Source organism: Desulfovibrio sp., assembly GCF_035644575.1.
In the GTDB taxonomy this organism is placed as follows: domain Bacteria; phylum Desulfobacterota; class Desulfovibrionia; order Desulfovibrionales; family Desulfovibrionaceae; genus Desulfovibrio.
In genome coordinates, this window is sequence record NZ_DASQOG010000099.1 from 1 (window position 1) to 26,434 (window position 26,434).

28 protein-coding genes are annotated in these 26,434 nt (G+C 58.6%); 23 read left to right on the forward strand and 5 right to left on the reverse strand.

Annotation, left to right across the window (positions count from 1 at the left end):
- Nucleotides 1-464 precede the first annotated feature (464 nt).
- Nucleotides 465-977 (reverse strand): DUF721 domain-containing protein, encoded by a 513-nt coding sequence (locus tag VEZ52_RS05600; protein WP_324835926.1) that lies wholly within the window; start codon nt 975-977, stop codon nt 465-467.
- Between the two features lie 159 nt (nt 978-1,136).
- Here VEZ52_RS05600 and VEZ52_RS05605 point away from each other — a divergent pair, with 159 nt between their 5' ends.
- Together VEZ52_RS05605 and ahcY are read left to right on the forward strand one after the other, a co-directional pair.
- Complete coding sequence (locus VEZ52_RS05605; protein WP_324835928.1) at nt 1,137-2,060, forward strand: metalloregulator ArsR/SmtB family transcription factor; 924 nt, start codon at nt 1,137-1,139, stop codon at nt 2,058-2,060.
- A gap of 71 nt (nt 2,061-2,131) precedes the next feature.
- Nucleotides 2,132-3,553 carry an adenosylhomocysteinase gene (gene ahcY, locus VEZ52_RS05610; protein ID WP_324835929.1) on the forward strand — a complete coding sequence of 474 codons (1,422 nt, stop codon included), beginning with the start codon at nt 2,132-2,134 and terminating at the stop codon, nt 3,551-3,553.
- A 90-nt stretch (nt 3,554-3,643) separates the two neighbouring features.
- On the opposite strand, the gene VEZ52_RS05615 is transcribed toward ahcY, so the two are convergent.
- Nucleotides 3,644-3,904, reverse strand: coding sequence for a helix-turn-helix transcriptional regulator (locus tag VEZ52_RS05615; protein WP_324835930.1), 261 nt, complete (start codon nt 3,902-3,904; stop codon nt 3,644-3,646).
- A gap of 550 nt (nt 3,905-4,454) precedes the next feature.
- On the opposite strand from VEZ52_RS05615, the gene VEZ52_RS05620 reads away from it, so the two are divergent.
- On the forward strand, nt 4,455-6,197 hold the full coding sequence (locus VEZ52_RS05620; RefSeq protein ID WP_324835932.1) for a methyl-accepting chemotaxis protein: 1,743 nt from the start codon (nt 4,455-4,457) through the stop codon (nt 6,195-6,197).
- Nucleotides 6,198-6,330: 133 nt separating this feature from the next.
- Here the strand turns inward: VEZ52_RS05620 and VEZ52_RS05625 are convergent, their stop codons facing one another.
- On the reverse strand, nt 6,331-7,068 hold the full coding sequence (locus VEZ52_RS05625) for a FadR/GntR family transcriptional regulator (RefSeq protein ID WP_324835933.1): 738 nt from the start codon (nt 7,066-7,068) through the stop codon (nt 6,331-6,333).
- A gap of 152 nt (nt 7,069-7,220) precedes the next feature.
- Here VEZ52_RS05625 and VEZ52_RS05630 point away from each other — a divergent pair, with 152 nt between their 5' ends.
- The 18 genes from VEZ52_RS05630 to VEZ52_RS05715 all read left to right on the forward strand — a co-directional run bounded on the left by VEZ52_RS05630 (nt 7,221) and on the right by VEZ52_RS05715 (nt 21,612).
- Entirely contained in the window at nt 7,221-8,024 is an 804-nt protein-coding gene (locus tag VEZ52_RS05630; protein ID WP_324835935.1) for a transporter substrate-binding domain-containing protein, read from the forward strand.
- A 197-nt stretch (nt 8,025-8,221) separates the two neighbouring features.
- Entirely contained in the window at nt 8,222-8,890 is a 669-nt protein-coding gene (locus tag VEZ52_RS05635) for an amino acid ABC transporter permease (protein ID WP_324835937.1), read from the forward strand.
- Nucleotides 8,887-9,543, forward strand: a complete 657-nt coding sequence (locus VEZ52_RS05640; protein WP_324835939.1) for an amino acid ABC transporter permease — start codon at nt 8,887-8,889, stop codon at nt 9,541-9,543. Before VEZ52_RS05635 ends, VEZ52_RS05640 begins: the two co-directional genes overlap by 4 nt.
- Entirely contained in the window at nt 9,524-10,252 is a 729-nt protein-coding gene (locus tag VEZ52_RS05645) for an amino acid ABC transporter ATP-binding protein (protein WP_324835941.1), read from the forward strand. The genes VEZ52_RS05640 and VEZ52_RS05645 overlap by 20 nt, the downstream gene beginning before the upstream one ends.
- A 120-nt stretch (nt 10,253-10,372) precedes the next feature.
- Complete coding sequence (gene allE / locus VEZ52_RS05650; RefSeq protein WP_324835942.1) at nt 10,373-11,143, forward strand: (S)-ureidoglycine aminohydrolase; 771 nt, start codon at nt 10,373-10,375, stop codon at nt 11,141-11,143.
- 28 nt (nt 11,144-11,171) lie between these two features.
- The gene (gene ilvC, locus VEZ52_RS05655; RefSeq protein WP_324835944.1) at nt 11,172-12,164 is read left to right on the forward strand and encodes a ketol-acid reductoisomerase; all 993 of its coding nucleotides are present in this window, start codon (nt 11,172-11,174) and stop codon (nt 12,162-12,164) included.
- 90 nt (nt 12,165-12,254) lie between these two features.
- The gene (locus VEZ52_RS05660) at nt 12,255-13,511 is read left to right on the forward strand and encodes a M20 family metallo-hydrolase (RefSeq protein WP_324835946.1); all 1,257 of its coding nucleotides are present in this window, start codon (nt 12,255-12,257) and stop codon (nt 13,509-13,511) included.
- A 314-nt stretch (nt 13,512-13,825) separates the two neighbouring features.
- Nucleotides 13,826-14,296 (forward strand): ribonuclease HI, encoded by a 471-nt coding sequence (gene rnhA, locus VEZ52_RS05665; protein WP_022658999.1) that lies wholly within the window; start codon nt 13,826-13,828, stop codon nt 14,294-14,296.
- A 102-nt stretch (nt 14,297-14,398) separates the two neighbouring features.
- The gene (locus VEZ52_RS05670; protein ID WP_324835949.1) at nt 14,399-15,379 is read left to right on the forward strand and encodes a hypothetical protein; all 981 of its coding nucleotides are present in this window, start codon (nt 14,399-14,401) and stop codon (nt 15,377-15,379) included.
- 9 nt (nt 15,380-15,388) lie between these two features.
- Nucleotides 15,389-15,829, forward strand: a complete 441-nt coding sequence (locus VEZ52_RS05675; protein WP_324835951.1) for a C-GCAxxG-C-C family protein — start codon at nt 15,389-15,391, stop codon at nt 15,827-15,829.
- 9 nt (nt 15,830-15,838) lie between these two features.
- The gene (locus VEZ52_RS05680) at nt 15,839-16,147 is read left to right on the forward strand and encodes a hypothetical protein (protein WP_324835952.1); all 309 of its coding nucleotides are present in this window, start codon (nt 15,839-15,841) and stop codon (nt 16,145-16,147) included.
- 43 nt (nt 16,148-16,190) lie between these two features.
- Nucleotides 16,191-16,865, forward strand: a complete 675-nt coding sequence (locus tag VEZ52_RS05685) for a site-2 protease family protein (RefSeq protein ID WP_324835954.1) — start codon at nt 16,191-16,193, stop codon at nt 16,863-16,865.
- Between the two features lie 85 nt (nt 16,866-16,950).
- A complete protein-coding gene (gene ruvX, locus VEZ52_RS05690) occupies nt 16,951-17,388 on the forward strand; it encodes a Holliday junction resolvase RuvX (protein WP_324835955.1) in 438 nt (145 codons plus the stop codon).
- Nucleotides 17,385-18,455 carry an endolytic transglycosylase MltG gene (mltG, locus tag VEZ52_RS05695; RefSeq protein ID WP_324835957.1) on the forward strand — a complete coding sequence of 357 codons (1,071 nt, stop codon included), beginning with the start codon at nt 17,385-17,387 and terminating at the stop codon, nt 18,453-18,455. Before ruvX ends, mltG begins: the two co-directional genes overlap by 4 nt.
- Before the next feature lie 10 nt (nt 18,456-18,465).
- On the forward strand, nt 18,466-18,702 hold the full coding sequence (locus tag VEZ52_RS05700) for a hypothetical protein (protein ID WP_324835959.1): 237 nt from the start codon (nt 18,466-18,468) through the stop codon (nt 18,700-18,702).
- A 49-nt stretch (nt 18,703-18,751) separates the two neighbouring features.
- Nucleotides 18,752-20,410: a cobyrinate a,c-diamide synthase gene (locus tag VEZ52_RS05705; protein ID WP_324835961.1), complete on the forward strand. Its 1,659-nt coding sequence runs from the start codon at nt 18,752-18,754 to the stop codon at nt 20,408-20,410.
- A 7-nt stretch (nt 20,411-20,417) separates the two neighbouring features.
- Nucleotides 20,418-21,110, forward strand: coding sequence for a precorrin-8X methylmutase (locus VEZ52_RS05710; protein WP_324835962.1), 693 nt, complete (start codon nt 20,418-20,420; stop codon nt 21,108-21,110).
- 304 nt (nt 21,111-21,414) lie between these two features.
- On the forward strand, nt 21,415-21,612 hold the full coding sequence (locus VEZ52_RS05715) for a tautomerase family protein (RefSeq protein ID WP_291444297.1): 198 nt from the start codon (nt 21,415-21,417) through the stop codon (nt 21,610-21,612).
- 35 nt (nt 21,613-21,647) lie between these two features.
- On the opposite strand, the gene VEZ52_RS05720 is transcribed toward VEZ52_RS05715, so the two are convergent.
- Both VEZ52_RS05720 and VEZ52_RS05725 read right to left on the reverse strand, forming a co-directional pair.
- Entirely contained in the window at nt 21,648-22,022 is a 375-nt protein-coding gene (locus VEZ52_RS05720) for a helix-turn-helix domain-containing protein (RefSeq protein WP_324835964.1), read from the reverse strand.
- Between the two features lie 46 nt (nt 22,023-22,068).
- Nucleotides 22,069-23,082, reverse strand: coding sequence for a hypothetical protein (locus tag VEZ52_RS05725; protein ID WP_324835966.1), 1,014 nt, complete (start codon nt 23,080-23,082; stop codon nt 22,069-22,071).
- Between the two features lie 147 nt (nt 23,083-23,229).
- Here VEZ52_RS05725 and VEZ52_RS05730 point away from each other — a divergent pair, with 147 nt between their 5' ends.
- A complete protein-coding gene (locus VEZ52_RS05730; protein WP_324835968.1) occupies nt 23,230-24,246 on the forward strand; it encodes an NAD-dependent epimerase in 1,017 nt (338 codons plus the stop codon).
- Nucleotides 24,243-26,434, forward strand: a 2,192-nt coding sequence (locus tag VEZ52_RS05735) for a peptidase U32 family protein (protein WP_324835970.1), incomplete at its 3' end; no start/stop codon positions are given. The genes VEZ52_RS05730 and VEZ52_RS05735, both read left to right, overlap by 4 nt.

The following is a 26,434-nucleotide window of genomic DNA, read 5'->3' on the forward strand; positions in this document are numbered from 1 at the left end:
CAAGCGATTCGTCATACCAGGAACATTCCGAAAAAAGACGACCGCAAAAAGCAAAGTCGCAGCCGTTGTCCTGTTTCAGGCAAATGTCTTCCATGGTTTTCTGCACGTCCATTCATTCCCTCCGCAGGCTCAGACCATCAAACAATGGCCACAAAAATCCCCAGTTAACGTTGGGGAAAACTAGCACCGCACTAGAAGCGTTGTCAATAAAGCGCAGCAAGCGAACAACAAAATCGCATGCACAAAGTGCAATTAAAATTTATAACATACCAATATATATAATTAAAAAAGATACGTTTTCTTTTGCGGTTTACCCTAAAGAAAATGGAAAGCCGTACCTGCCACGAATAAAACCGGAGGGAGAAGGCAAGGATACTCACAGGCAGTTTTTTCTGTCAGGAGCGCTCGTTGTCCTCAACACGCATTGCGGTTGCGGCTCCCTGCCGGGCCTGACCGTCGGCTGCTCAGCGTGTGCGCCGCCTCCGAATAAAGCGCGCATAGGCTCGTGCCACTGGCGAGGAAGGATCCATTGCCTCCAGATACACGCCATCCGCGCACAGAGGCTCAGGCGCGCGTAACCGAGGCGCTGGCTTATCCGCACCTGCCGTTTTCCGCGTTGCGGCCTTGTCCAGCCCTGCCTTGCCCATGAGCAGGCTGACCTTTATGGCGCTGAAAAAGGGCTGTTCCATAAAGGCATTGACCCTCTCCAGCATTTCGCCCGCCATAAGGTGCAACTCCTGCGCCAGCATGGCATCCTCTGCCCCGATAAGCAGGACATCCCGATGATGGCCCATGGGCCGCGCCAGAGGCGCAAGATCAGGCCCCATGACCATGCCCCAGTTGAGCCAGAGCTGCTGCAAACGCGCCCGCGTTTCCCCCTGGCCGGGGGCAGCGCCAAGCCCCGCCATCACGGAGGCCATGACCTCCGTGGCGTGCACGGGCTGGGAGTCTTTCTGTCGTTTGCGGAATACGGCCATTATCGTTCCTTAAAAACAGGCAGCGACCCATATCTTGGCTTGGATTCTGGTGTTGCTGGACGCGGGCTTCTAGCTGTACCTGTTGTGAACATATTGACTATATGCTGATATATTGATACTTACATCAATCAAATTTGATTTATTGAAACTGGACAGATAATGGCACTTTTATTTTTCAAAGCTCTATCGGATGAAACCCGCTTGCGGCTGGTTCATATTCTGCTGCATTACGAACTCTCGGTCAACGAGCTGGTCAGTATCCTTGATATGGGGCAATCGCGTGTTTCGCGGCACCTCAAGATTCTTACCGAGGCAGGGTTGCTCACCTCGCGCCGTGATGGCCTGTGGGTTTTTTATGCCACGCCTCGCGCGGGCGAAGAGCTTGATTTTTTGCGCGCCATCACGCCCTTTGTCCATCCGGACGCCGCCATGCGGGCGGACCTCAATATGGCCGCCCAGATTCTTGAAGAACGCGCGCTTAAAACCCGCCAGTTTTTTAACGCCATTGCGGAAGACTGGGACGAGTTGAACCGCGAGGTTCTTGGCAGCTTTGATCTGGCCGAGGCGGTTTGCGACGCAATGCCTGACGGCTGCGGCACCGCAGTAGACCTCGGCTGCGGCACGGGCGCTGTGCTCGCGCGCATGCTGCCCAAGGCGCAAGGGGTCATTGGGGTGGACGGCTCCGCGCGCATGCTTGAAATCTGCCGCCGCCGCTTTACGCCGGAGGATCTGGCCGAGGGCCGCGTTTCACTGCGCATTGGCGAACTGAGCCACCTGCCGCTGCGCGACCGCGAGGCGGACTTTGCCTGCATCAACCTTGTGCTGCACCATCTTTCAGACCCGGCTGAAGGCCTGCGCGAGATACGGCGCATCATGGCTGTAGGCGGCAGGTTCTTTGTGGCCGATTTTCAGCGTCATGCCGATGAAACCATGCGCTCCCGCTACGGCGACCGCTGGCTTGGCTTTGACGAGCAGCAGCTTGGCCTTGATCTGGCTGCGGCCGGCTTTGCGGTTTTGCACTGCAAGCACGTGCAGGTGAACAGAAACATGACCATGCTTCTCCTCAGCGCCGAAGCCCGCTGACAGCCTTGCCCAACGGCTCAAATTTCCCAAGATTTTACCGACAACAACAAAATTGCGGATAGGAGTAAACAATGATTAAGCCTCTTGACCTGACCCTTGACTACAAAGTGGCCGACATATCTTTGGCTGACTTTGGCAAAAAGGAAATGCAGCTTTCCGAGCGCGAAACGCCCGGCCTCATGGAATGCATCAAAAAGTACGGCCCCACCCAGCCTCTCAAGGGCCTCAAGGTCACCGGCTCCCTGCACATGACCATTCAGACGGCCATGCTCATCAAGACCCTGCACGCCCTTGGCGCGGATATCCGCTGGGCCTCGTGCAACATCTTTTCCACCCAGGATCATGCCGCCGCCGCTATTGCGGAAAGCGGCATGGCCAAGGTTTTTGCCTGGAAGGGCGAAACCCTTGAAGACTACTGGTGGTGCACGGAAATGGCCCTCACCTGGCCTGACGGCAGCGGCCCCGACCTTATCGTGGACGACGGCGGCGACGCCACACTGCTGATCCACAAGGGATATGAAGCGGAAAACGACCCCTCCATTCTTGATCAGAAGACCGACAACAAGGAATTTCCGTGCATTCTTGACCGCCTCAAGCTGCGCCTCAAGGAAGACCCGCAGCACTGGCACAAGGTTGCCGCCAAGGTAAAGGGCGTTTCGGAAGAAACCACCACCGGCGTTCACCGCCTTTACCAGCTGGAAGCCGCCGGCACCCTGCTGTTTCCGGCCATCAACGTCAACGACTCGGTCACCAAGTCCAAGTTCGACAACCTGTACGGCTGCCGCGAATCCCTGGCTGACGGCATCAAGCGCGCCACCGACATCATGGTGGCAGGCAAGGTTGTTGTGGTCGTGGGCTACGGCGATGTGGGCAAGGGCTGCGCCCAGTCCATGCGCGGCTTTGGCGCACGCGTGCTGGTGACGGAAATCGACCCCATCTGCGCCCTTCAGGCCGCCATGGAAGGCTATGAAGTTACCACGATTGAAAACGCCCTGCCCCAGGGCGACATCTATGTGACCTGCACCGGCAACTACCACGTCATCACCGGTGCCCACATGGAAGCCATGAAGGACGAGGCCATTGTGTGCAACATCGGCCACTTCGACAGCGAAATCGAGATGTCCTACCTGGAAAACACCCCCGGCATTACCTGCCTGAACATCAAGCCGCAGGTGGACAAGTGGACGCTCAAGTCTGGCCGCAGCATCATTGTGCTGGCCGAGGGCCGTCTGGTTAACCTTGGCTGCGCTACCGGGCACGCCAGCTTTGTCATGTCCAACAGCTTCACCAACCAGACCCTTGCCCAGCTCAAGCTTGCCTCCGAGCCGCTGGAAAACAAGGTCTACACCCTGCCCAAGGAATTGGACGAAGAAGTGGCCCGTCTGCACCTTGCCCGCCTTGGCGTCAAGCTTACCACGCTTACCCCAGAGCAGGCTGAGTATATCGGCGTGAAGGTTGAAGGGCCGTACAAGCCCAGCCACTACCGCTACTAGACCAGCAAGGCGAACATTTCAGAAAGAAAAAGCCGGAGCAAAGCTCCGGCTTTTTCTTGTTGCACTGCCCAGAAGAATGGAAGAATACGATCATGATGCTTTCCTTTTTTTCAGGTTTTCAACCTCATCCATAATTAACTGAATAAATACATCAGGCCTTATTTCAAGCGCCTCACTTAAAAAAAACAAAACATTCAATGTCACGTTCCATTTACCATTTTCCAATCCGGTAATATAAGCACGTTCTATCATCGCAAGCTCAGATAGCTTACGCTTGCTCATGCCAAGAGCTTCGCGCCTTCCTTTCAGAATATTCGCAACAGCTTCATTTAAATAAGAATATTTTTCCATCCTATTACTATAACGGAATTTTCTTGACTAGACATGGGAGTATATTACCATCTATATCAGCTGGGAGCAGCCCTGCTGTGTCGGGCTTTTTGGACAAAGAATACAACAACATTATTTTTTTATTGCAATTCAATTTTATTTTCATAACGGAATAAAATGGGGTTTAAATTATTATCCCCCTAAGCATCTACCTTAAAGAAAAGACAACTACTTCTCATGGTGGTTATCTTATTTTGTAAACAATAGTGTCATAAAAAAAGATTTTTTACTTTATTATTTTACGCAAAATAGGACTTACGTTCTTTTTATTATTACAATATTTTATATTACCTTTCTATATTTTAATTTAATGTTGTTTTTTATTTTTATGCATTAATACATTTTTATACTTGAGCAATATATACCTATGCAAAAAGGACACAATGTCGATAATACTAAAACTGTAGAAGAAAATTTTATTTAAAATCAACTCTGCATCACATTCCATTAAAATTTCAACAAAAGATTGAGCGGAACGCCTAAACAGATCTTATCACAGTGGAGAAGCATCATGAAGTTGAGTGTCAAGTTATCCTTGATGGCAGGTTTTTTAATGGCTCTGACAATTGCCCTTGGGCTTTTCAGCCTTGTGCAGATGTCAAAGATCAATGACGGCACAACAGATATCAATCAGAACTGGCTCCCCTCCACCAGATACGTCTTGAATCTCAACGTAAATACATCAGATTTTCGACTCGCCCAGGTACAGCTCGCCAACAGCCCCGAAGCACAGGACAGGGCTCGTTATCAGGCCAGAATGGATGCCACCCTCAAAGACATTGAGAAGAACAAGTCGCAGTACGCTCCGCTCATTTCTTCCGCCGAAGAAAGGAAGGCCTACGAGGGGTTCCTGCACGAATGGCAGAGCTACATGGATACTTCAAAAGATGTGGTCACGCTTGCCAACAAAGGGCAACTGGACGAAGCGCGCGACCTCACACGTGGCAAAACCCGGGCTATTTTTGAAAAAACCTCTGCCTACCTGGAAGATCTTGTTCGCATAAATACGGAAGGCAGCCTGGCCGCCAGCAAAGGCTGCGATGACTTATACGCCTCGGCAAAACTTTTGGTTATCTGTCTGCTGGTGGCATCCATCTTGGCGGGAACCGCCACAGCGGCTGTCATCTTGCGCGGCACCCACAAGCAGCTGGGCAAAGACCCCGGCGAACTGAACACTATTGCCCTGCGGGTTGTGGACGGCGACTACAACATTGACGATGGCAGCCACAAGGCGGGCGTGTACGAATCCATTGTGGCCATGGTGGCGGCCCTCAAAACCCACATTGACCACGCCAAGGAAGAATCCAAAAAGGCGCAGGAAGCTGCGGAACATGCCCGCAAGGCCCAGCTTGTGGCAGAAGAAGCCACCGCGCGGGCAGAAACAGCCCGCAAGGAAGGCCTGCTTGACGCCGCAACCCAGCTTGAAGGCGTGGTCAACGTTATCGCATCGGCCTCTGAAGAACTTTCCGCCCAGATTGAGCAGTCTTCGCACGGCGCCGAGCAGCAGGCCCACCGCATTGCGGACACCGCCACGGCAGTGGAAGAAATGAACGCCACAGTTATTGAGGTTGCCAAGAACGCCGGAGCCGGGGCAAACCTGTCCGCATCCACACAGAGCAAGGCCAAGGAAGGCGATGATGTAACCACAAAGTGTCGGCGCGCCATGGACGAGGTTCAGGCCGAAACAATTGGCCTCAAAACCAACATGGACACTCTTTCTGTCCACGCTCAGGCCATCAACGAAATTATGACCGTCATCTCGGACATCGCCGACCAGACAAACCTGCTGGCGCTGAACGCGGCCATTGAAGCAGCGCGCGCTGGCGAGGCTGGCCGTGGCTTTGCCGTTGTGGCAGACGAAGTGCGCAAACTGGCAGAAAAGACCATGTCCTCCACCCAGGATGTGGGCAAGGCCATTCAGGCCATTCAGGAAAGCTCCAAAGAAGGTGTGCGGCGCATGGATCAGGCGGTGGGCAAGGTAAACCTTGCCGCAGATCTTGCCGAACAATGCGGCGCCGCGCTTACGGAAATCCTCAGCCTTGCGGAGCAGACAGCAGATCAGGTGCGCAGCATCGCAACCGCCAGCGAGGAGCAGTCCGCTTCTTCCGAAGAGATCGCCCGTTCGGTGGAACACGTCAATACTATTGCGTCTGAAACATCACAGGCAATGGGCGAAGCCAGCAAGGCTGTTTCCGAGCTGGCGGCACAGGCCCAGAACCTGGCCCGCATCATAACCCAGCTCAAGAATTCCTAATTCTGGCTGCATGCAGTCACGGGGCGGCCTTGCTTTCGCAGGGCCGCCTTTTTTTGGCCCTGGCGCGGGGTGCGCCACTCGCCCGCGATTTTCCAATGCTCCGCCAGCGCCGCCCAAAGCTCGCCCCACTCCCTCACCAAGAAGAAATACGCACCCCGGCTCTGGCGGCAGTGGCGACAACGTGCTCTTCCATAGCCAAACGCGCCCCGTGCGGGTTCCGTGTCCGCAAATGCTCCAGCAGTGCCGCATGCTCGCGCATGGTGTCCACCAGCCCTTCCTGATTGGAAAAAGGCAATCGTTGGCTTTCAGAAAACAGATCAAAAAAAGGACGCATGGCTTCAATAAAAAAAGGATTGTTGGCCGCCTCAATCATCTGGGTATGAAAGGCGAAATCCAGCTGGGCAAAATGCTGCACGTCACCGCGCACGCTGGCCTGTTTCATGTCGTCCAGCATGGCTGCCATGTCGTCAATCTGGGCCTGCGTGGCGTTCAGGGCCACAAGGGCGGCAATGGCTGGCTCTATGGCATGCCTGAACTGAAAAATCTGCGTTTCTTTGCCCGTAATGAATGACCGGTCAAACCGCGTGACAGGGGTCGCAGACAGGTTCTCCTGCGCGCGTGTCACAAGGAATACGCCCTTGCCGGGCTGTATGGTCACCTTACCCATGGTCTCCAGAATAACCAGAGCTTCACGTACCGTGGGGCGGCTGACCCCCAGAGATTCAGCAAGCGCGCGCTGCGGAGGCAATTTATGCCCTTCTTGCCAGTTATTATCCAAAATCATTGATAAAATACTTTCGGCGGCTTCTTCCGAGCTAGATTTCCACAATTTTGTAGTTCCTTCTATCTTTTCCTGTAATTTAGCACACATAATTTCCACCGATATGTAGAAGTAATATTTTCTGTCTACCCATGTTGACAAATTTGTAGAAACAGAGCAATCATTTTTTACCGGTCTTACCAGAATTTGACCAAAACGTGGATAATTCCGGGTTTACTCAAACATTTTCTTCGGGGGACGTCATGCAATTTTTTTTCAGCCGCCTTGGTTTCATCCTGGCCGTCATGCTGCTGACCGCAGCCCTGCCGCAATCCCTTTACGCCCAGCAAAAAGATAACGCGCTTGAATCAATAAAAAAAGCAGGCGTTATCTCCATTGCTGTTCCGCAGGACTTCCCCCCTTTTGGTTCTGTGGGCGCCGACATGCAGCCTGTGGGTTACGACATTGACACTGCCCGGCTTATTGCAAAAAGCCTTGGCGTCAAGGTGAAGCTTGTGCCGGTAACCAGCACAAACCGCATTCCCTACCTTACCACAGGCAAGGTTGATCTGGTCATCTCCTCACTGGGCAAAAACGCCGAACGCGAAAAAGCCATCGACTTTTCAGTGGCCTACGCGCCCTTCTTTAACGGCGTTTTTGGCCCCGCCGATCTCAAGGTCGCCACCGCAGAAGACCTGGCTGGCAAGACCATTGCGGTGACCCGTGGCGCGGTTGAGGACATGGAACTGACCAAGATTGCGCCCGCATCCACAGAAATTCGCCGCTTTGAAGACAACAGCTCGACCATCGCCGCCTATCTTTCCGGCCAGGCGCAGATGGTTGCCACGGGCAACGTTGTGGCTGCCTCCATCAACGGACAAAACCCGGTCAAACATCTGGAAGTCAAATTCCTCATCAAGAACTCGCCCTGCTACATAGGGCTGAACAAAAACGAACCGGAACTGCAAAAGGCTGTGGACGACATCATCACCCAGGCAAAGAAGGACGGGCAGCTTGAAGCCATTGCGCAGACATGGCTGCGTACTTCCCTGCCGCAGGACTTTTAAGGATTTTTTGCCGACTTGCCAAAAAGGACTGAGAGGGACACCGTGCTTACCAACTCTTTACCGGTAAGACCACAAGGTTATAGCGGCAAGATTCGGATACGGCAACCTCGCAAGGCTGCAAGATAGCGGCCTTGCCGCAAACAGCCAGGACGTATGGGGTGGTCGCTATAGAACGGCCTCCAGTTAGGGGAACAGCCATGGCCTATCAGTTTACCTTCGAGCCCATTGCGGCAAACTGGCCATTGCTGGTTCAGGGGGCAGCGCTGACGCTGGCCCTCACGGCGGTCAGCGCCACGGTGGGCCTTGCCGTGGGCATTTTGGGAGCGGTTTCGCGCCAGTGGCGGTTGCCTTTTTTGCACCCGTTTTTTACCGCCTATGTGGAATGCGTCCGCAACACGCCCTTTATTGTGCAATTGTACTTCATATACTTCGGCCTGCCCGCCCTTGGGGTGCGGCTGAACGGATGGGAAGCCTCCGTGCTGGCGATGGTCGTCAACCTTGGCGCGTATTCGACCGAGATCATCCGGGCTGGCGTGGCGGCTGTGCCCAAGGGCCTGATTGAAGCCGCAGACTCCCTGGCCATGAGCCGCTGGCAGTGCCTGTTCCACGTGATTCTGCGCCCGGCGCTCAAAACCGTGTGGCCCGCCCTGTGCAGCCAGATTGTCATTGTCATGCTGGGGTCTTCGGTATGCTCGCAGATCGCCGCCGAGGAGCTGACCTTTGAGGCCAACCTCATCCAGAGCCGCACGTTCCGCGCCTTTGAGGTCTACCTCGCCAGCACCCTCATGTACCTTGCTCTGGCCATTGCCGTGCGCAAGAGCCTGCATGCCTTTGGCAAACACTGCATCCGCAGGGGGCGCGCATGATCAGCTTCTCTATCTGGGACATGGTGCGCCATCTGCTTACGGGCGCGGGCTGGACGATCGTTCTGTCTGCCATCGCTTTCGCTCTTGGCGGCGTCATGGGCCTTATTGTGCTGTTTGCGCGCATTTCGCCCAAGGCCCAACTGCGCGCCCTGGCCATGACGTATATTGAGTTTTTTCAGGATACGCCGCTGCTTATGCAGTTTTTTCTCATCTTTTTCGGGCTGGCCCTGTTTGGGGTGGATATTTCGCCCCTGGCCGCCGCTACGCTGGGCCTTACGTTCTTTACCAGCGCGTACCTTGCTGAAATCTGGCGCGGATGTGTTGAGGCGCTGCCCAAGGGTCAGTGGGAGGCATCGGCATGCCTCGCCATGAACCGTTACGAGCAGCTGCGTCACGTCATCCTGCCCCAGGCCTTGCGCATAGCCATCCCCCCGACTGTGGGCTTTTCAGTACAGGTCGTCAAAGGAACAGCCGTGGCTTCGATCATCGGCCTTGTGGAAATAACCAAAACCGGAACCATGATCGCCAACGCAACCTTCAGGCCGCTGCTGGTCTACGGCCTTGTGGCTGCGGGGTATTTCCTCATGTGCTATCCGCTGTCGGCCTTTGCCCGTTGCATTGAAAGGAGGCTCCATGTCGCTGGTCGTCGTTGATGAACTGCACAAGCAGTTTGGTGAAACCAAGGTGCTGCGTGGGGTCAACCTCACGGTGGAAGAAGGCGACGTTGTGGCCGTCATTGGCCGCAGCGGATCTGGCAAGAGCACGTTTCTGCGTATTCTCAACGGGCTGGAAACTTTTGATGCGGGTTTTGTGAAAATTGACGGCGACCGCGTCCGGGGGCTGGAAAACGACTTGCGCCCTCTGCGGCTCAAGGTGGGCATGGTCTTTCAGCAGTTCAACCTCTTTCCCCACCTTACGGCCGGGGAAAACGTCATGCTGGCCCCGCGCATTGTCAAAAAAGAGCCGGGAGCCGAAGTGCGGAAGCTTGCCGCAGAAATGCTCGCGCGGGTGGGCCTTGCCGACAAGTTCAACGCCTTTCCCGATCAGTTGTCCGGCGGGCAGCAGCAAAGGGTGGCCATTGCCCGCGCGCTTGCCATGCGCCCCAAGATGTTGCTGTGCGATGAAATAACCTCCGCCCTTGATCCCGAGCTGGTGGGCGAAGTGCTTGAGGTCGTGCGCAAGCTTGCGGCGGAAGGCATGACCCTGATCATGGTCACGCACGAAATGCGCTTTGCGCGCGAAGTAGGCAACAAACTGGTGTTCATGCACCAGGGCAAGGTTCACGAGGCCGGGGCCCCCAAGGCACTTTTTGCCAAGCCCGGCACTCCGGAACTGGCTTCGTTCATTCAGACGGTGAACTGAGCATTATGGGCAATTTATCAAAAATTGCTCCGGCGTCCGCCCCTGCGAACGCCCGTTGCGGAGACCGGCGCGCTGTGCCCGGTCTGGGCAAATACAACTAAATCTGCTCAAGGAGGAAACATGGCTTATCCAGAGGGCTTGCTGAAAACACGGGCCGTCATCCGGCCCGGCGAATATGCGGTCATTCCGCCGGAAGGTCGGGTGCGCAACGTCATACCCGGCATCGAGGGTTGCAACATGTCCATCATTGCCTCCCCCAAACTGGGCGCAAGTTTTGTACAGTATGTGGGCACCGCCCTGCCCGGCGGGGGTACCGTTGCCCCCTTTGCGCAAGAGCCGGGCGTGGAAGCCTTTTTATATGTCATGGACGGCTCTGGCGCGCTGACCGCCGCCACCTGCGGGCAGAAGCACACTCTGGCCCCCGGCGGCTACGTGTTTGCCCCTGCGGGAAAAGGCCTTGAATTTACCAACACCACCAATGCCCCGGTGCGCTTTCTGCTCTACAAGCAGCGCTACATTGCCCTGCCCGGCCACGAGGCCGAAGCCGTATTCGGCAATACCGCAACAATGGAAGAGCGCATCTACGAAGACATGGCCAACGTGTTTATCCGCGATCTGCTGCCCACCCACTTGGGCTTTGACATGAACATGCACACCCTCAGCTTTGACCCCGCAGGCTGCCACCCCTTTGTGGAAACCCACGTGCAGGAGCACGGAGCCTACCTGCTGGAGGGCGAGGGCATCTATCTGCTGGGGGCCGAGTGGATTCAGGTGCAGAAGGAAGACTTCATTTTCTTTGGCCCCTATACCCCGCAGGCCGTGTACGCCACTGGCAGGGGACGGCTCACCTACATCTACTCCAAGGACTGCAACCGCGATGTGGCCCTCTAGCCTCCCGCTTTTTCAATAAGGATATACCATGTCACAATTTGGCGAAATTTACAGGGACGAAGACGTAGACATTTCAGTGCTCAACGGCAAGACCATTGCCATCATCGGCTACGGCAGCCAGGGCAAGGCTCAGGGCAAAAGCCTGCGCGACAGCGGCATCAACGTGATCATAGGCGTTGGCGACAGAGCCGTGCACAACAGCTGGAAGGACGCCGAGGCCGACGGCTTTGCCGTGTACGACATCGAGGAGGCCGTCAAAAAGGCGGATATCGTCCATATCCTGCTGCAAGACCCGGCCCAGCCCGCCGTGTACTATTCTTCCATCCACGCCCACCTGCGCCCCGGTCAGACCCTCAGCTTTGCGCACGGTTTTGCCATCCTCTACGGCACCATCAAGCCGCCCAAGGATGTGGACGTCATCCTGTTTGTGCCCAACGGCCCCGGCCCGGTGGTGCGCCGCAAGTTCAAGGAAGGCTCCGGCATCTACGGCGCTGTGGCCGTCGATCAGGACGCCAGCGGCCATGCCGCTGCCACTGCCCTTGCCATTGCCAAGGGCGTGGGCAGCACCCGCGTGGGCACCATCAAGCTCTCGTTCCAGCACGAAACCGAGGGCGACAATTTTGAAGAACAGGTGCTCTACGGCGGGGCCATTCAGCTCATGCGCTCCATCTACAAGGTCATGACCGATAACGGCTACCCGGCTTCCTTCGCCTATGCCAAGGCCGTGCGCTCCATCCGCTCCATCATTGACGATATCGATGAAGTGGGCGTGGAAGAATACCTCACCCGCCGCGCCAGCCGCACCTGCGAGTTTGCCGTGCGCACATCCGGCCCGCGCGTTATCAACGAAGACGCCATCCAGCAGATTTTTGAAGAAACGGAAAAAGGCATCTTTGCCCGCAACTGGCTGAACGAATTCAATCTGGGCATGCCCACCCTCAACCGCATGCGCCGCACATGGGCCGATTCGGACATGGAGCTCACCGGCAAACTGTTCCGCGACAAATTCGGCATGTCATAGGTATCCGGCGCTGGCGGGGGTACCTTGGGGCCACGGCATGAAGGCCCGTGCCCCCGCCGAATGAATAGAGCCTGAACCAGGGGAGAAGGCATGAACTCTATGCGTGTAGACAAGGCGCGGCTGCAAAACCGCATGGAAGCAATATCTGCATTCGGGGCAACTGCGGGCGGCGGCGTCACCCGGCTTGCCCTGTCCGACGCAGACAAAGACGCCCGGCAGCAACTCAGCGCATGGCTGAAGGAACTGGGTTGCGAAATCCATGTGGACGGCATGGGCAATATCTTTGCCGTGCTGCCGGGCAAGGACAGAACCCTGCCCCCGGTGATGACAGGCTCTCACGGCGATTCTCAGCCGCTCGGCGGACGTTTTGACGGCATGCTGGGCGTTGTGGCTGGCGTGGAGGTTGTGAACGCCCTGCGCGATGCGGGCGTAACCCTGCTGCGCGATCTGGTGGTAGCAGATTGGACAAATGAGGAAGGCTCCCGTTTCACCCCCGGCTGCTCGGGCTCCGGCGTATGGGCTGGCAAGCTGACGCAACGAGATATGTATGCCCTCAAAGACCAGCAAGGCCTTACCCTTGGCGGGGAGCTTGCACGCATCGGCTTTCGGGGCGATTCCAGCTATTTCCCCCGCCCTGTGCATGCGGCCTTTGAACTGCACATAGAGCAAGGGCCTGTGCTGGAAGAGAAAAGCATCCCCATCGGCATACCACAGGGCATTGTGTGCCTGCGCTGGTATAATGTGCGCGTGCAGGGCGTGCCCAACCATGCCGGGCCAACGCCCATGATCAGCAGGCACGATGCCATATACGCCTTTTCGCTTATGGCGGCGCGCATTTTCGAGATTGCCCGCAGTTCCGGCCAGGTGGTGGCCACTGTGGGCGAAGTGCATGCTTCGCCCAATTCGCGCAACGTCATTGCCGGGGATGTGCAGTTCACCATCGATGTACGCGGCTGGGATGAATCCGCCACGGATGACGTGTGCCAACGCATTGAGGCAGCGCTGGCCGAAGCCGCGCAACTGGCGGGGTGTGAGGTTACGCCCGAACGCATCTGGCAGGTTTCGCACGTGCCCTTTGACCAGCGTCTGCGCTGGATGGTGCGCGAGGCTGCGGGCAGTCTTGGCCTGCCCTGCCTGGACATGGTCTCCGGAGCATCGCACGACATGATCTATATTGCCCAGGTTGCGCCGGGAGCCATGATCTTTGTGCCAAGTATGGGCGGGCGCAGTCATGCCGAGGTAGAGAACACCTCCTGGGAAGACTGCGCGGCAGGCGCTGACGTGCTGCTGCACTGCCTGATGCGCGCGGGAAACGAACCCGGCCAGAGCAGTTTACGAATGAAATGAGTTAACTGCTCTGCAAGAATTTTCCTGAAAATTCTTGCCTCGAAATATGCGCAAGCAGGCTTTTGCCAGCCGTAAGCGAGCATATCAAGTGTTAACTGCTCTGGAACAATTTTAACTACAAATTTTATGGGGGAGGGGCATATTCCCTCCCCCGCGCCCTCCTTCTTCATTTCTGCCGCATTCCATTCCATGGATCTTTCTGCCGGGTGGCATCCGCCCTCCCCCCCCAAGAGGCGCATTGCCCAGCAAGGCTTTGCCGTGTATGCTTGCCGCTCGCCGAACAGCTTCGGCAGGAACCCGCGTAAAGGACTACAATGCAGAAAGTGACCATTCATACGGACGGCTCATGTCTGGGCAATCCCGGCCCCGGCGGCTGGGCCGCCGTGCTCAAACTTGACGATCAGGACTACCGCAAGGAATTTGCCGGCGGCTACAAATTGACCACCAACAACCGCATGGAAATCCTGGCGGTTGTGGAGGCCCTGAGCCAGTTGCAAAACCCCTGCGAAGTCGAGCTCTACTCCGACTCAAAATACGTATGCGACAGCATTGAAAAGCGTTGGGTCTGGGGCTGGCAGAAAAAAGGCTGGATCAAGAGCGACAAAAAGCCCGCCCTCAATGTTGACCTGTGGAAGCGCCTGCTGCCCCTGCTTTCCACCCACAAGGTGCGCATGCGCTGGCTGAAAGGCCATGCCGGGCACCCTGAAAACGAACGTTGCGACGTTCTGGCCCGCGCAGAAGCTGGCCGCAGGGATCTGCCCCCCGACACGGGCTATAATCCCTAGCCACGGCGAATCATGGCTTTGCCCTTGCGGGCGTTCCCGCAGGGGCGCACCAATCCTTGACTGTTCCGCATTTCAGCTTCCGGCAGCGCCAAGCCCATCAGCATGACAGCAACCTCCCCAGATACCGCACTCACACTCGCAAGCCTCTGGCATTCCCTGGGCTGGCCTTTGCTGCGTCTGCTGCTGGGGCTGGCGGTGGGCCTGCTTGTGGCAAACCTTCTGGAGGCCTTGCGCTGGACACGCCATCTTGCCCGGCTTGCCGCGCCCCTGGCCCAGACCGCTCACCTGCGCGAAGTCGCGGGCGCGAGTTTTTCGCTGGCCTTTGTGTCCCCCGCCGCTGCCAACGGGCTGCTTTCTGACAGCCACAATCTGGGAGAGCTTTCGAGCAACGAGCTCATGCTGGCAAACCTCTTCAACAGCCTGCCAGCCTATCTTGTGCACACGCCCACCATTTTTCTGCTCACCTGGCCGGTACTGGGCACTCCTGCCCTTGTGTACGTTGGGCTTACCTTTATCGCCGCCGCGGGACGCACGGGCTTTACCGTTGTGCTTTCACGCTGGCTGCTGCCGCCGCCACCGCCGGGCTGTATTGCCTGTCAGAACATCAAGCAGGCGGGCACATCGTGGCGCGAAGCGCTGAACAAGGCCTGGCGGCGTTTTTTGCGGCGTCTTCCCAAGCTGGTGTACTTCACGGCGCCCATTTACGTGCTTATGTTCTGCATGCAGCGTTACGGCTATTTTGCGCTGGCAGAGGCATGGCTCGCCGATCACATGGGCTGGCTCTCATTTTTGAAGCCGCAGGCCATGGGCATCATTGTGCTGCATCTGGCGGCGGAGCTTGGCGCGGCACTCGGCGCTGCGGGCAGCGTGCTGCAAACGGGCGGGCTTTCGCCGCGTGATGTGGTGCTGGCCCTCATGGTGGGCAATATCCTTTCCACACCCATGCGGGCCATACGGCACCAGCTGCCATCCTACGCGGGCTTTTTCCGCCCGGCGTTGGCCCTGCGGCTTATCCTCGCCAATCAGGGGCTGCGGGCCGCCAGCATGACTATTGTGACTCTCGTTTACTACTTCTGCACATAAGGACAAAGCATGAGCACACCTCCTGAGCTTGAAGACGTGCAAGAAGACTTCAACATGGGCATTATCTGCGCGCAGCAGGTATTGGCCCACTTTGCCGACAGGCTTGGCCTGACGGAAGAAACAGCTCTGCGCATTGCCTCGGCCTTCGGCTCAGGCATGGGCAAGGCCGAGGTATGCGGCTGCGTTTCCGGCTCGCTCATGGTCATAGGCATGATGTACGGCCCGAGCGGCCCATGCCCGCGCCCGCAGAAAGAGGCCTTTTACGCCCGGCGCGACGCCTTTACCGAGGCTTTTGCCAAGGCTCACGGCAGCTTGCAGTGCCGGGGCGTTCTGGGGCATGACCTTACCACGCCCGAGGGCATGGCAGCTGTCAAACAGAACAATCTTTTCATCAAAACCTGTGCGCCGCTGGTTTGCCATACCTGCGCGCTGCTCGAAGACTACCTGTAGGAGTATTGCATGACTGACACCGCCACCCCGGCTACCGATACCCAGGCAACCGAGGCCGCAGCAGCCCCCGCCGCGCACGCCGTTCACGTTCAGGTGGTCAAGCCGGAACACACGGGAGCGCGCGTGACCGTACTGGTGCAGCCGGAAGAAAAATACCTTTCCATGCCCCGGCCCAAGACCTCGCGCCAGCTGCTTGCAGCCCTTGGCCTTGCCGAGGAAACAGCCCTTGTGGCCCGCAACGGCCAGCTGCTTACGCCTGACCGCCACATCTGGCCTGACGACGATCTGCTGGTGCGCAAGGTAGCCTCCTCGGGCTAGGCCCGACCTTGCCGCGCCAAGAGGAAAATGGTACCCGCAACATATGCTGAACCTAGACCTTTCTCAGGTGCTGAGCACCCTGGCCGTAGCCGCTGTACCCGCTCTCCTGGGCATCATTCTGCATGAAGTGGCCCACGGATGGGTGGCCTTTCGTTGCGGCGACCCTACCGCAAAATTCATGGGGCGGCTGACCCTGAACCCCCTGCCGCACATTGACCCCATGGGCCTCTTGGCCTTTGTGCTGACGAGCCTTTCCGGGGCCTTTGTGTTCGGCTGGGCCAAGCCTGTGCCAATCAATCCCCGTTACTTCCGCAATCCCGCAAAAGACATGATGCTGGTAGCGCTTGCCGGGCCGCTCACAAACTTTTTGCTGGCAGGGCTTTTTGGCCTTTTGCTGTGGGCCGTGCTGCATGTTTTTCCGCCGCAGCAATGGATGGACAGCACAAGTTACGTCTTTGCGCTGAAGACCATCCAGACGGGCGTAATCATTAATTTCGGGCTGGGCTGGCTCAATCTGATGCCCATTCCTCCGCTGGACGGCAGCAAGGTTGTGGCCTATTTTCTGCCCCCAAACGCCGCATATCGTTACCTGAGTGTGGAGCGTTACGGATTTGTCATTCTTTTGTTGTTGCTGTTCACCGGGGCGCTCGGGCTTGTGCTTGGCCCGCTGGTCAGCGGCAGCGCCCTTGGCCTGCTGTCGCTGCTGGGCATCATTTAGACTGCCCTGCCTTTGAGAATGCATATCCTCAAAGGTGCCCGCACCCGCTGGCAAACGCGCAGCACAGCGCACAACGAGGCTTGCAGTGAAATTCGTTGCCGTTGATTACGGTCTGGCCCGCACGGGCCTTGCCGCCTCCGACCCTGAAGGACGCCTGGCCTTTCCGCTGACCACCTTGCGGCTTGAGGATTTTGCCGACCGCAAGGCCTTTCTGGCCGCCCTTGCCGGGCGCATTGCCGAGGCCGGGGCAGAAGCGGTGGTCGTAGGTTTGCCCCTGACCCTTGATGGGGAAGAAACCATGACCACGCGCCAGATACGCAACGTGACCGAGCGCCTCAAGCGCCGGGTGCCGCTGCCTTTTTTCTTTATGATTGAGGCGCTGAGTTCCGAGGAAGCCTGGGCCGACCTGCGCGAGGCCGGTCTGAAAATGCGCAAACGCAAGGCCGTGCTTGACCAGCAGGCCGCCGTGCGCATTCTTTCTTCCTTTCTTTCGCTTGCTCCTCAAGATCGGAGACCCGCATGAAAACACTGTTGCGCGCGTTGGGCCTGCTGCTTTTGCTGGCTCTCGCAGGCGGAGGATGGGTGGCTTACGAGGCCCACACTTTCCTCACCACCGCACCGGAAACCCCAGGCCGCGATGTTTTTTTTGACGTACCTGTCGGGGCACGCCTGGCGCAGGTAAGCGCAGGGCTGGTCAAGCAGGGGGTTGTTACCGACGCCCGCAAGCTTGACCTGCTGGCCCGCTATAAAAAATGGGAAAACCGCCTCCAGGCTGGCAGATTCGCCCTTAATACGGGCTGGCTGCCGGAAAAGGTGCTGGACGAGCTGGTCAACGGCCACCCCGTGCTGTACCGCGTCACCGTGCCTGAAGGCCTCACATGGTGGCAGACGGGCAAGGTACTTGAAGAGGCCGGGCTTGTGGTTTTTGACGACTTTCGCAAGGTCGTGACCGACCCGGACTTTCTGCGTCATTACGGCATCCCCTTTGCTACGGCTGAGGGCTTTTTGATGCCGGATACGTATCTGCTCAAAAAAAATGACGTCGTCGATCTGGCGCAGGCCAAGGCCGTTGCCGGACGCATGGTGGACAACTTCTGGCGCAAGACCGCCAACGTGTGGCCCGACGGCAAAAAACCGGGGCCGAGCCAGACAGAACAGCTCAAAATATGGGTTATCCTTGCTTCCATTGTGGAAAAGGAAACAGGCATTGATGCAGAACGCGCCCGTGTGGCCGGGGTCTACCAGAACCGCATCAACAAGGGCATGCTGCTCCAGGCCGACCCCACGGTGATTTACGGGCTTGGCCCCAAGTTTGACGGCAACCTGCGGCGCCGCGATCTGGACGATCCCAACAATCTTTACAACACGTATCAGCGCCCCGGCCTGACGCCTGGCCCCATCTGTTCGTTCGGCGCAGCGGCCCTTGCCGCAGCTGTCCGCCCCGAGGCGCACAACTATCTGTACTTTGTGGCGAAATTCGATGGTGGCGAGCATGTTTTTTCCACCAACCTCAATGACCACAACAAGGCCGTGCGGCAGTATCTGCAAAACCGCCGCAACGCCAAGCCCGCCGCGCCCGACGCGCGCTGAGGAGGCCCCTGTGAAGTACCTCATCGTTGAAGACTTTTCCGGTCAGGAAGTGCCTTTCATCTTTCCGCGCCGTGTAGACCACAGCGACATGCGCGAACAGCTGCCCTACAGCCGCGTTGTTTCCGCCGGTTTAGTGGAACTGGGGCCTGAAGGTTTTGCCTGCTCCGGCGGCAACCCCGAGCTGCAACTCAAAGCCCGCCCGGAGGCAGACGCGGCCATCATTGCCGAGGCCCTGCGACAACGCTGACAGCCTCTGCCGCAAGGCAATCCCTGCCGACATCATACGGAGCGCAAACATGCCCAAGCCGCAGCCGAGCATACCCGGCCTTGTCATAGGCGGCACGGGCAGTAATGCGGGCAAAACGACCTTTACCCTGTCCCTGCTCTGCGCCCTGCACGCTCGCGGGCTCATGGCCCGTGCGGCCAAGACGGGGCCGGACTATATTGATGCTGCCTTTCATGCGGCGCTGACAGGCCAGCCCGCAGCCAATCTGGACACATGGATGTGCCGGGAAGCCGCGCCGTCCCCAGACGAGCACCCCCTGCCCGCAGGGCGCATCCCCAAAGGGTTGGGCCGCGTTTTTAAGCGCATGTCCACAATTTGTTCCCGGCATGGGGACGCGGACGACGCAAAGGCCGAGACAAAGCAGTCCGCCAAGCCAGACCTGCTGGTGGTGGAAGGAGCCATGGGCCTCTTTGACGGAGGACACCGTGGAGCGGGCAGCACTGCGCATCTGGCCTGCCTGCTGGGTCTGCCCGTGCTGCTGGTACTCAACGCGGGCGGTATGGGGCAGTCCATTGCCGCGCTGGCAGAGGGTTTCCTGCATCACCGCCCCGCATGGGCTGGCGGCCTGCCGGTCCGTTTTCTTGGCATGGTGTGCACCCATGTGGGCAGCGCCCGGCACGCCGCCCTGCTGCGTCAGTCACTGACGCCCTTGACCAAGAGCGCTGGAGTACCCCTCTTGGGCCTGTTGCCCCGTCAGGGCGCGCCGGAACTTCCCTCCCGCCATCTGGGGCTTGTGGAAGCGCGCGAGGCCCTGCCTGCGGTGGACAGGCAAGCTTTGACCCAATGGGTTGAGCAGCACTGCGACCTGAACCGCATGCTCAAACTGGCGGGAGTGCAAACGCAGCGGCGGGCAGTCAATGCAGACACGTCCAACGCGTTAGTACCCGAACTTACGCAGCAAACGCCACTAGCTTCGGCACATGAGCCGCCGTCAGACCGATTTTTCCCCCATATGGGGTCTCTCCCGCCAAGGCCACAGCGCAAACGCAAGCTCGTTGTGGGGCTGGCATGGGACGAAGCTTTCAGCTTTTGCTATGCGGATCTGCCCGCCGTGCTGCACGAGCTTGGGGCGCGCATTGTCACCTTTTCTCCCCTGCGGGATGCCGCGCCGCCAACCGAATGTTCCGGCCTGTACTTTCCCGGCGGCTACCCGGAACTGCATGCCCCGGGCCTTGCCGCCAACACGGCAATGCGCGCCGCCCTGCACGGCCTGGCTGCACAGGGCATGCCCATGTACGGCGAGTGCGGGGGCTATATCTACCTCATGCAGTCCGTGCAGATTGCAGGGCAAGGCCACGCCATGAGCGGCCTCTTGCCGCGCAACTGCGCACTCGGCGCAAGCAAGGCTGCTCTGGGCTACCGGGCCGCGCAGGCCGCGCCTGACTGGCCCGCGCCCACATGTCCCACGCTTAAACGGCCTAACGCCCGGCCCCTGTGGGTGCGTGGACACGAATTTCACTATGCGCAGGAAGAAGAAATACCCCTGCCCACCCCATGCCGTCCCCTGTGGAAGCTCTACGACAGTCAGGGCCGTTTTTTGCGGGATGAAGGCTGCCGCCTCGGATCTGTCGCCGGATCATGGCTGCACTGCTATCCCGAAGGCTCCCGCCGCTTCTGGCGCGCATGGCTGCGCACTTGCGCCGCCTACCTTTCAGACACATGCCTCTGAGGATTTTATGGTTCACGACCCCACAGACAAAATCAGTGTTGATCTTGACCCGGCCTGCACCCCAGCCGACATAGAAAACCGCTCTTTCGCCATCATAGATGCGGAAATTCCCGAACCGCGAGCCTTTAACGGCCCGCTCTGGCAGGTGGCCCGTCGTTGTGTCCACACCCTTGGCGATACGGATATCGTGAATGACCTGCGGCTGAGCGCCCAGGGCCTTGAAGCTGGCGTGAGCGCCCTGCTCGCGGGCTGCACCGTGTATACCGACACCCGCATGGCTGCTGCTGGCCTGCCCATGCGCCGCCTTGAACCTCTGGGGGTAACAGTAACCCCGCTCATGGGCCTGCCCGGTCTTGCGGAACTTGCCGCCAGCCGGGGCACCACACGCTCCCGCGCCGGGCTTGAGAGCATTGCGCAGAACATGGGCGGTAACATTGTGGTCATCGGCAACGCGCCCACGGCCCTGTTGGGGCTTTTGGACGTGCTTGCGCAAGGCGCGCAGCCACCTGCCCTCATAGTGGGCATGCCTGTGGGCTTTGTGAACGCGGCGCAGTCAAAGGAACTTTTGCGGCAAAGCCCCTGGCCCCACTTTACCTTGCTGGGCCGTAAGGGCGGCTCCGCTGTGGCGGCGGCCTGCATTAACGCACTGGCTGACATAGCCCTTGCGCGGCGCGGCCTCACCCAGGTTGCGGCTCTTTAGATTAAGCACCGGGCAGCTTTTTTTTTCAGCAAAAATTTGGATACTGGCTGGTTATTGAAAATGGGCATTCCCTGAACATGAACACGTTCAGGGAATGCCCATCAACTTTTGGCAGCTAAACCTTGAAGAATCAGTCATACGGACACACGCTGCCGTCTTTGCAGGTTTGACCGTGGGCAGTTCTTGCTATTTTTTTCATAGCGCGCTATTTATTCCATAGCGCGTGCAAGAACACTACCTTTGCTTGCAGCTTCGCAAAATACGCGGAGCGCAAGCCGCAAGATCAAACGACAAGGAGCAAACCATGCCCGTCATTACCATAGCCATGCACAGCACAACGGAAGAAGTGAAGAAAAACCTGATTGAAGGCCTGACCGCAGCCGCAGTGGCGGCAACGTCCGTTCCGCAGGAAAAGTTCGTGGTATTTATTGAGGAATACGCAACCGATGCCATCGGTTTGGGAGGCCGGACGCTCAAGGCCATCAAGGCCGCGCAGCAATAGTCGCGGCCCGATTGTGCAGGAATCCCCGGAGGTGGCTACGCGAGCCTTTTGCTGAGCAGTTCGCTCCAGCGTTCGGCCTCCTCCGGGGCCACTTCCATAGCCCAGGTGATGGCCCAGCCTCCAAAAGGCTCCAGAAGAAGGCTCAACTCCACACCCATATCCGTCAGGGCATAGCCGTCATTGGTGGTGCACACGAGCTTTGCCTCGCGCAGTTCTTTTAAACGGCTGTTGAGCACCGCCGGGGATATGGATTCGCAGGATTCCTGCAGGGCGCGGAATGTGGCCGGGCCCTTGCGCAGTTGCCAGATGACGCCCATGGCCCACCGCTTGCCCAGCAGGTCAAACAGCGCCATGAGCGGCACGCCGCTGCGGGAACCGCGAACAGGTTTACCTGGTGTGGGTATGCTCATGCTTCCGCCGCATTCGTGCTGAACAATCTGGTGTCCATAGCAGCAGTTAACCCTGCTTGCGGGGCTTTTCAGCCTCATCGGCTGCAGAGGCATCCGCAGAGGCATCCACGGGCTTTGACGCGTCAGCGGGGCTGACTGCGTTGTCCGCAGGGGTCGCGTCAGCCGTATTCTCAGACGGATTTGCCGTGTCGGGGCTGATAATTTCCGCATCGGTCACATCGTCATCATGCCCTGCCGTTCCATTGTGGCCAGCAGCGGCATCACCCGACGCAGCTTCGGCATCAAGGGCCGGGGGCAAGGCCTGCGCCTCCACCACATGCCCACCGAGAGCCAGACGCTGCACGTCATTTTGCGGCAGGGGTATGCAGCCCTTGTCCACCAGCACAATGCCCGTGCGTTCCAGCACTTCGCGCCGGTACTCATATTCCTGCTGCATGCGGTGGTGCCGGTACACAAACCAGCGGTGCACCAGATAACACACGGCAATAAGAGCAGCCAGACTGCCCGCAATCCAGGGGATATATTCGGCCAGCGCACCGCCAAGGCGCATCAGGGCGGAGAAAGCCCCGTCCACAAAAAACAGCCCCGCACCCAGCAGCATGATGCCCAGCAGCAAAACCACCGTGGGCGCATTGCGGATTATGGCATAGAAACGGCGCAGCCGTTCAGGCACCTGCTCATCGTCAGCCGCCTGCCCTGCTCCCTGCCCACCCTGCATGCTGTCCTCGCGCCCCAGATAGCGCGAAACCCATGTGCCGGAAAGGTGCACAATGAGCATCAGCCCCACAGGGGCGAGCACTGCGGCAACGGCCCAGCCAAGCCAGGGAAAACGCGCCAGCGGAGGGCCGCCGGGAACATCCGGCGCGGCATGCATGACGCCGTAAAAAAAAGAAATGCCGCCAACAATCATCTCTACAAAAAAGATGGCGACCATAAGATATATAAGCGCGTCCTTATACGGACCAGCGTACCAGGCTGCGCGATCCTGACGGCGGCCTTTATCCGCAGAAGATGCGGACTTGCCTTGCGTTTCGGATCCTTTATTCTCTGCTTTCTGCATTCGTTACCTCGGTCCTCAAAACATACGATGCGGCGCTTTTTCCCGCAAGCCCCCATACCCCGGAACAAGGATTTCACCGTTGCGCGCCGCTCTTGCCCAGAACGCGCATCTGGCTTACCTTGCCTGCATGCACACTGGGAGGTTCTCATGCATGTTCTGGTAACAGGCGCAGCGGGCTTTATTGGATACCATCTTTCCCAACGGCTTCTGGCCGATGGGCACAGCGTGGTGGGCGTTGATAATTGCAACGACTATTACGATGTGCAACTAAAAAAAGACCGTCTGGCCCAACTTGCCGCCATGCCGGAGGCGCAGCGCTTCCGCTTTGAACTTCTGGACATGGCAGATGGCCCGGCAATGGGCACCCTGTTTGCCCGCGAAGGATTTACCCATGTGGTCAACCTTGCAGGGCAGGCAGGCGTGCGCTACAGCATCCAGAACCCAGAATCGTACCTCAACGCCAACCTGCTGGGCTTTGGGCATATTCTTGAAGGCTGCCGCCAGAACAAGGTGGGGCATCTGCTTTTTGCCTCGTCTTCTTCCGTGTACGGCATGAACACCGCACGGCCCTACAGTGTGCACCATAACGTTGACCACCCGGTCAGCCTCTACGCCGCCACCAAGAAAAGCAACGAACTGATGGCCCATTCCTACAGCCATCTGTTCCGCGTCCCCTGCACGGGATTGCGCTTCTTTACAGTATACGGCCCCTGGGGCAGACCAGACATGGCCCTGCACCTGTTCACCACCGCCATTGTGCGCGGCGAGCCCATCAAGGTGTTTAACGAAGGGCGCATGCGCCGCGACTTTACCTATATCGACGACATCATCGAAGGCGTGGTGCGTCTGCTGCCGCTGGCCCCACAGCCCGACCCGGACTTTGACCCCGCAAATCCCAACCCCGCCAGCAGCTCCGCGCCCTGGCGCATCTACAACATAGGCAACAACAATACGGTGGAACTCAACGATTTCATCAGCACCCTTGAAGACGCCCTTGGCATGAAGGCCCGCAAGGAACTTCTACCCATGCAACCGGGCGATGTTGAATCCACCTGGGCCAATATTGACGACCTCACCGCCGCCACCGGCTTTGCCCCTTCCACGCCTCTCAGCGAGGGTATAGCCCGCTTTGTGGCCTGGTACAAAGAGTATTATAAAATATGAACGACACTTTCTCCACATCTGCGGATCTTCTGAACATATCCGCCCCCACGCCCGCCCGGCCGGAAATTCTGGCTCCGGCGGGCGACGCGCCTTCATTCCTGGCCGCTCTTGCCGCCGGGGCAGACGCTATCTATCTGGGCCTCAAGCATTTTTCTGCCCGCATGCAGGCAGAAAACTTTGGCCTGACGGAACTTTCGCGCCTGACAGACCTGGCCCATGCGGAAAACGCCCGCGTTTACGTGGCCATGAATACCCTGGTCAAGCCCAACGAACCGGCTCAGGCCTATCGGCTAGCGGCTCGCCTTGCCCGCCAGGTCAGGCCCGACGGGCTTATCGTGCAGGATCTGGCCATGCTGGATCTGGCGCGTCAGGCTGGCTTTGAGGGCGGACTTTTTCTTTCCACCCTTGCCAACCTCACCCATCCGGAAAGCCTTTTGCAGGCAAAAAAACTCGGGGCCAACCGCGTTATCCTGCCGCGCGAACTTTCCATTGATGAAATCCGCACCATGGGCGAGGCCTGCCCCGAAGGCCTTGACCTTGAATGTTTTGTGCACGGCGCGCTGTGCTACTGCGTTTCGGGCCGTTGCTACTGGTCGAGCTACATGGGCGGCAAAAGCGGCCTGCGTGGCCGCTGCGTGCAGCCCTGCCGCCGCGTGTACCGCCAGGGCGGCCCTGCGGCCATTGCGCTTGTGCGCAATGCGGAACGCGAGGAACAGGATCGCTTGCGCCAGGAACAGTCGCGCATGGACATTGCCCGCAAGAACCGCAATGGACGGGATGGCCGCGATGGGCGTGACCCCAGGGCCGGACGCGGCAGGTCGGACGACCGCAGAAATGAATCCTTTGACGCGCCACGCCGCCCTGCCTCTCGCGGACAGGTGCGCGGCAAGGAGCACAACGGACGCTGGTTCTCCTGCCTCGACCTTTCGCTGGACGTGCTGGCAAAAACCCTGCTGAACATCCCCCACCTTGTGTCGTGGAAGATCGAAGGCCGCAAAAAAGGCCCGCACTACGTGTACCACGTGGTCACGGCCTACCGCATGCTGCGCGACAACCCAGGCGATGCCCAGGCCCGCAAGGCTGCGGAAGAAATTTTGCAGATGTCGCTGGGGCGGCCCTCCTCGCGCGCGCGCTTTTTGCCGCAGAAGGATCACACCATCCCCACCACGCCGGACGGTCAGACCAGTTCCGGCCTGCTGGCGGGCAAGATTCGTATCGAGCCTGAAGGCGGCGTGTCGCTCAAACCCTTCTTTGAACTGCTGCCGCAGGACTACCTGCGCGTGGGCGTTGAAGACGAGCGCTGGCATGCCACCATGCCCGTAACCCGGCGTATTCCCAAGGGCGGCAGCCTTACCCTGCGCCTGCCCAAGCACAAGACGCCCAAGGCGGGCACGCCGGTCTTTCTTATTGACCGGCGCGAACCGGAACTCATGCGCATCATCAAAAGCTGGCAGGCGCGCCTTGAGGCCATGCCCTCCCGCCCCAGCAAGGCTGTGGAAAGCGACCCCCGCCTGCCCAAGCCTATCAAGGCCAAAACCCGGCCAGACATGTACGTGCGCTCGAGCGTACCCCATGGCAAGGAAACCCGCACCGGCCGCAGCCAGTTGCAGGCCCTCTGGCTTTCGGCGCGCAGCGCCGAACTTTCGCGCACGGTTGCCCCGCGCATGTGCTGGTGGTTGCCGCCGGTTATCTGGCCTGACGAAGAGGAAATCATCCGCCGCTCCATCGGGCGGCTGTGGCGTGACGGCGCACGGCATTTCGTGTGCAACGCTCCGTGGCAGCGCGGATTGTTCCCCGAGCAGCTTGAGGAAAACGCCGACCTGCTGGCCGGGCCTTTCTGCAATGCGGCCAATGCCTCGGCCCTTGGCATACTTGCCGGTATGGGATTTTCGGGCGCGTTTGTAAGCCCAGAACTGGCGCAGGAGGACATGCTGGCCCTGCCCGCGCAAAGCCCCCTGCCGCTTGGCGTGGTGCTTTCCGGCTACTGGCCCGTGGGCATCAGCCGTTTCGGCCTGCTGGGCGTCAAACCCAACGAGCCATTCCTCAGCCCCATGGGCGAACCCTTCTGGGCGCGGCAGTACGGCGGCAACATCTGGATTTATCCCGGCTGGCCGCTGGATATCACCGCCAAAAGGCAGGAACTGCTCTCGGCGGGATACGGTTTCTTTGCGCACATGCAGGAAAATCC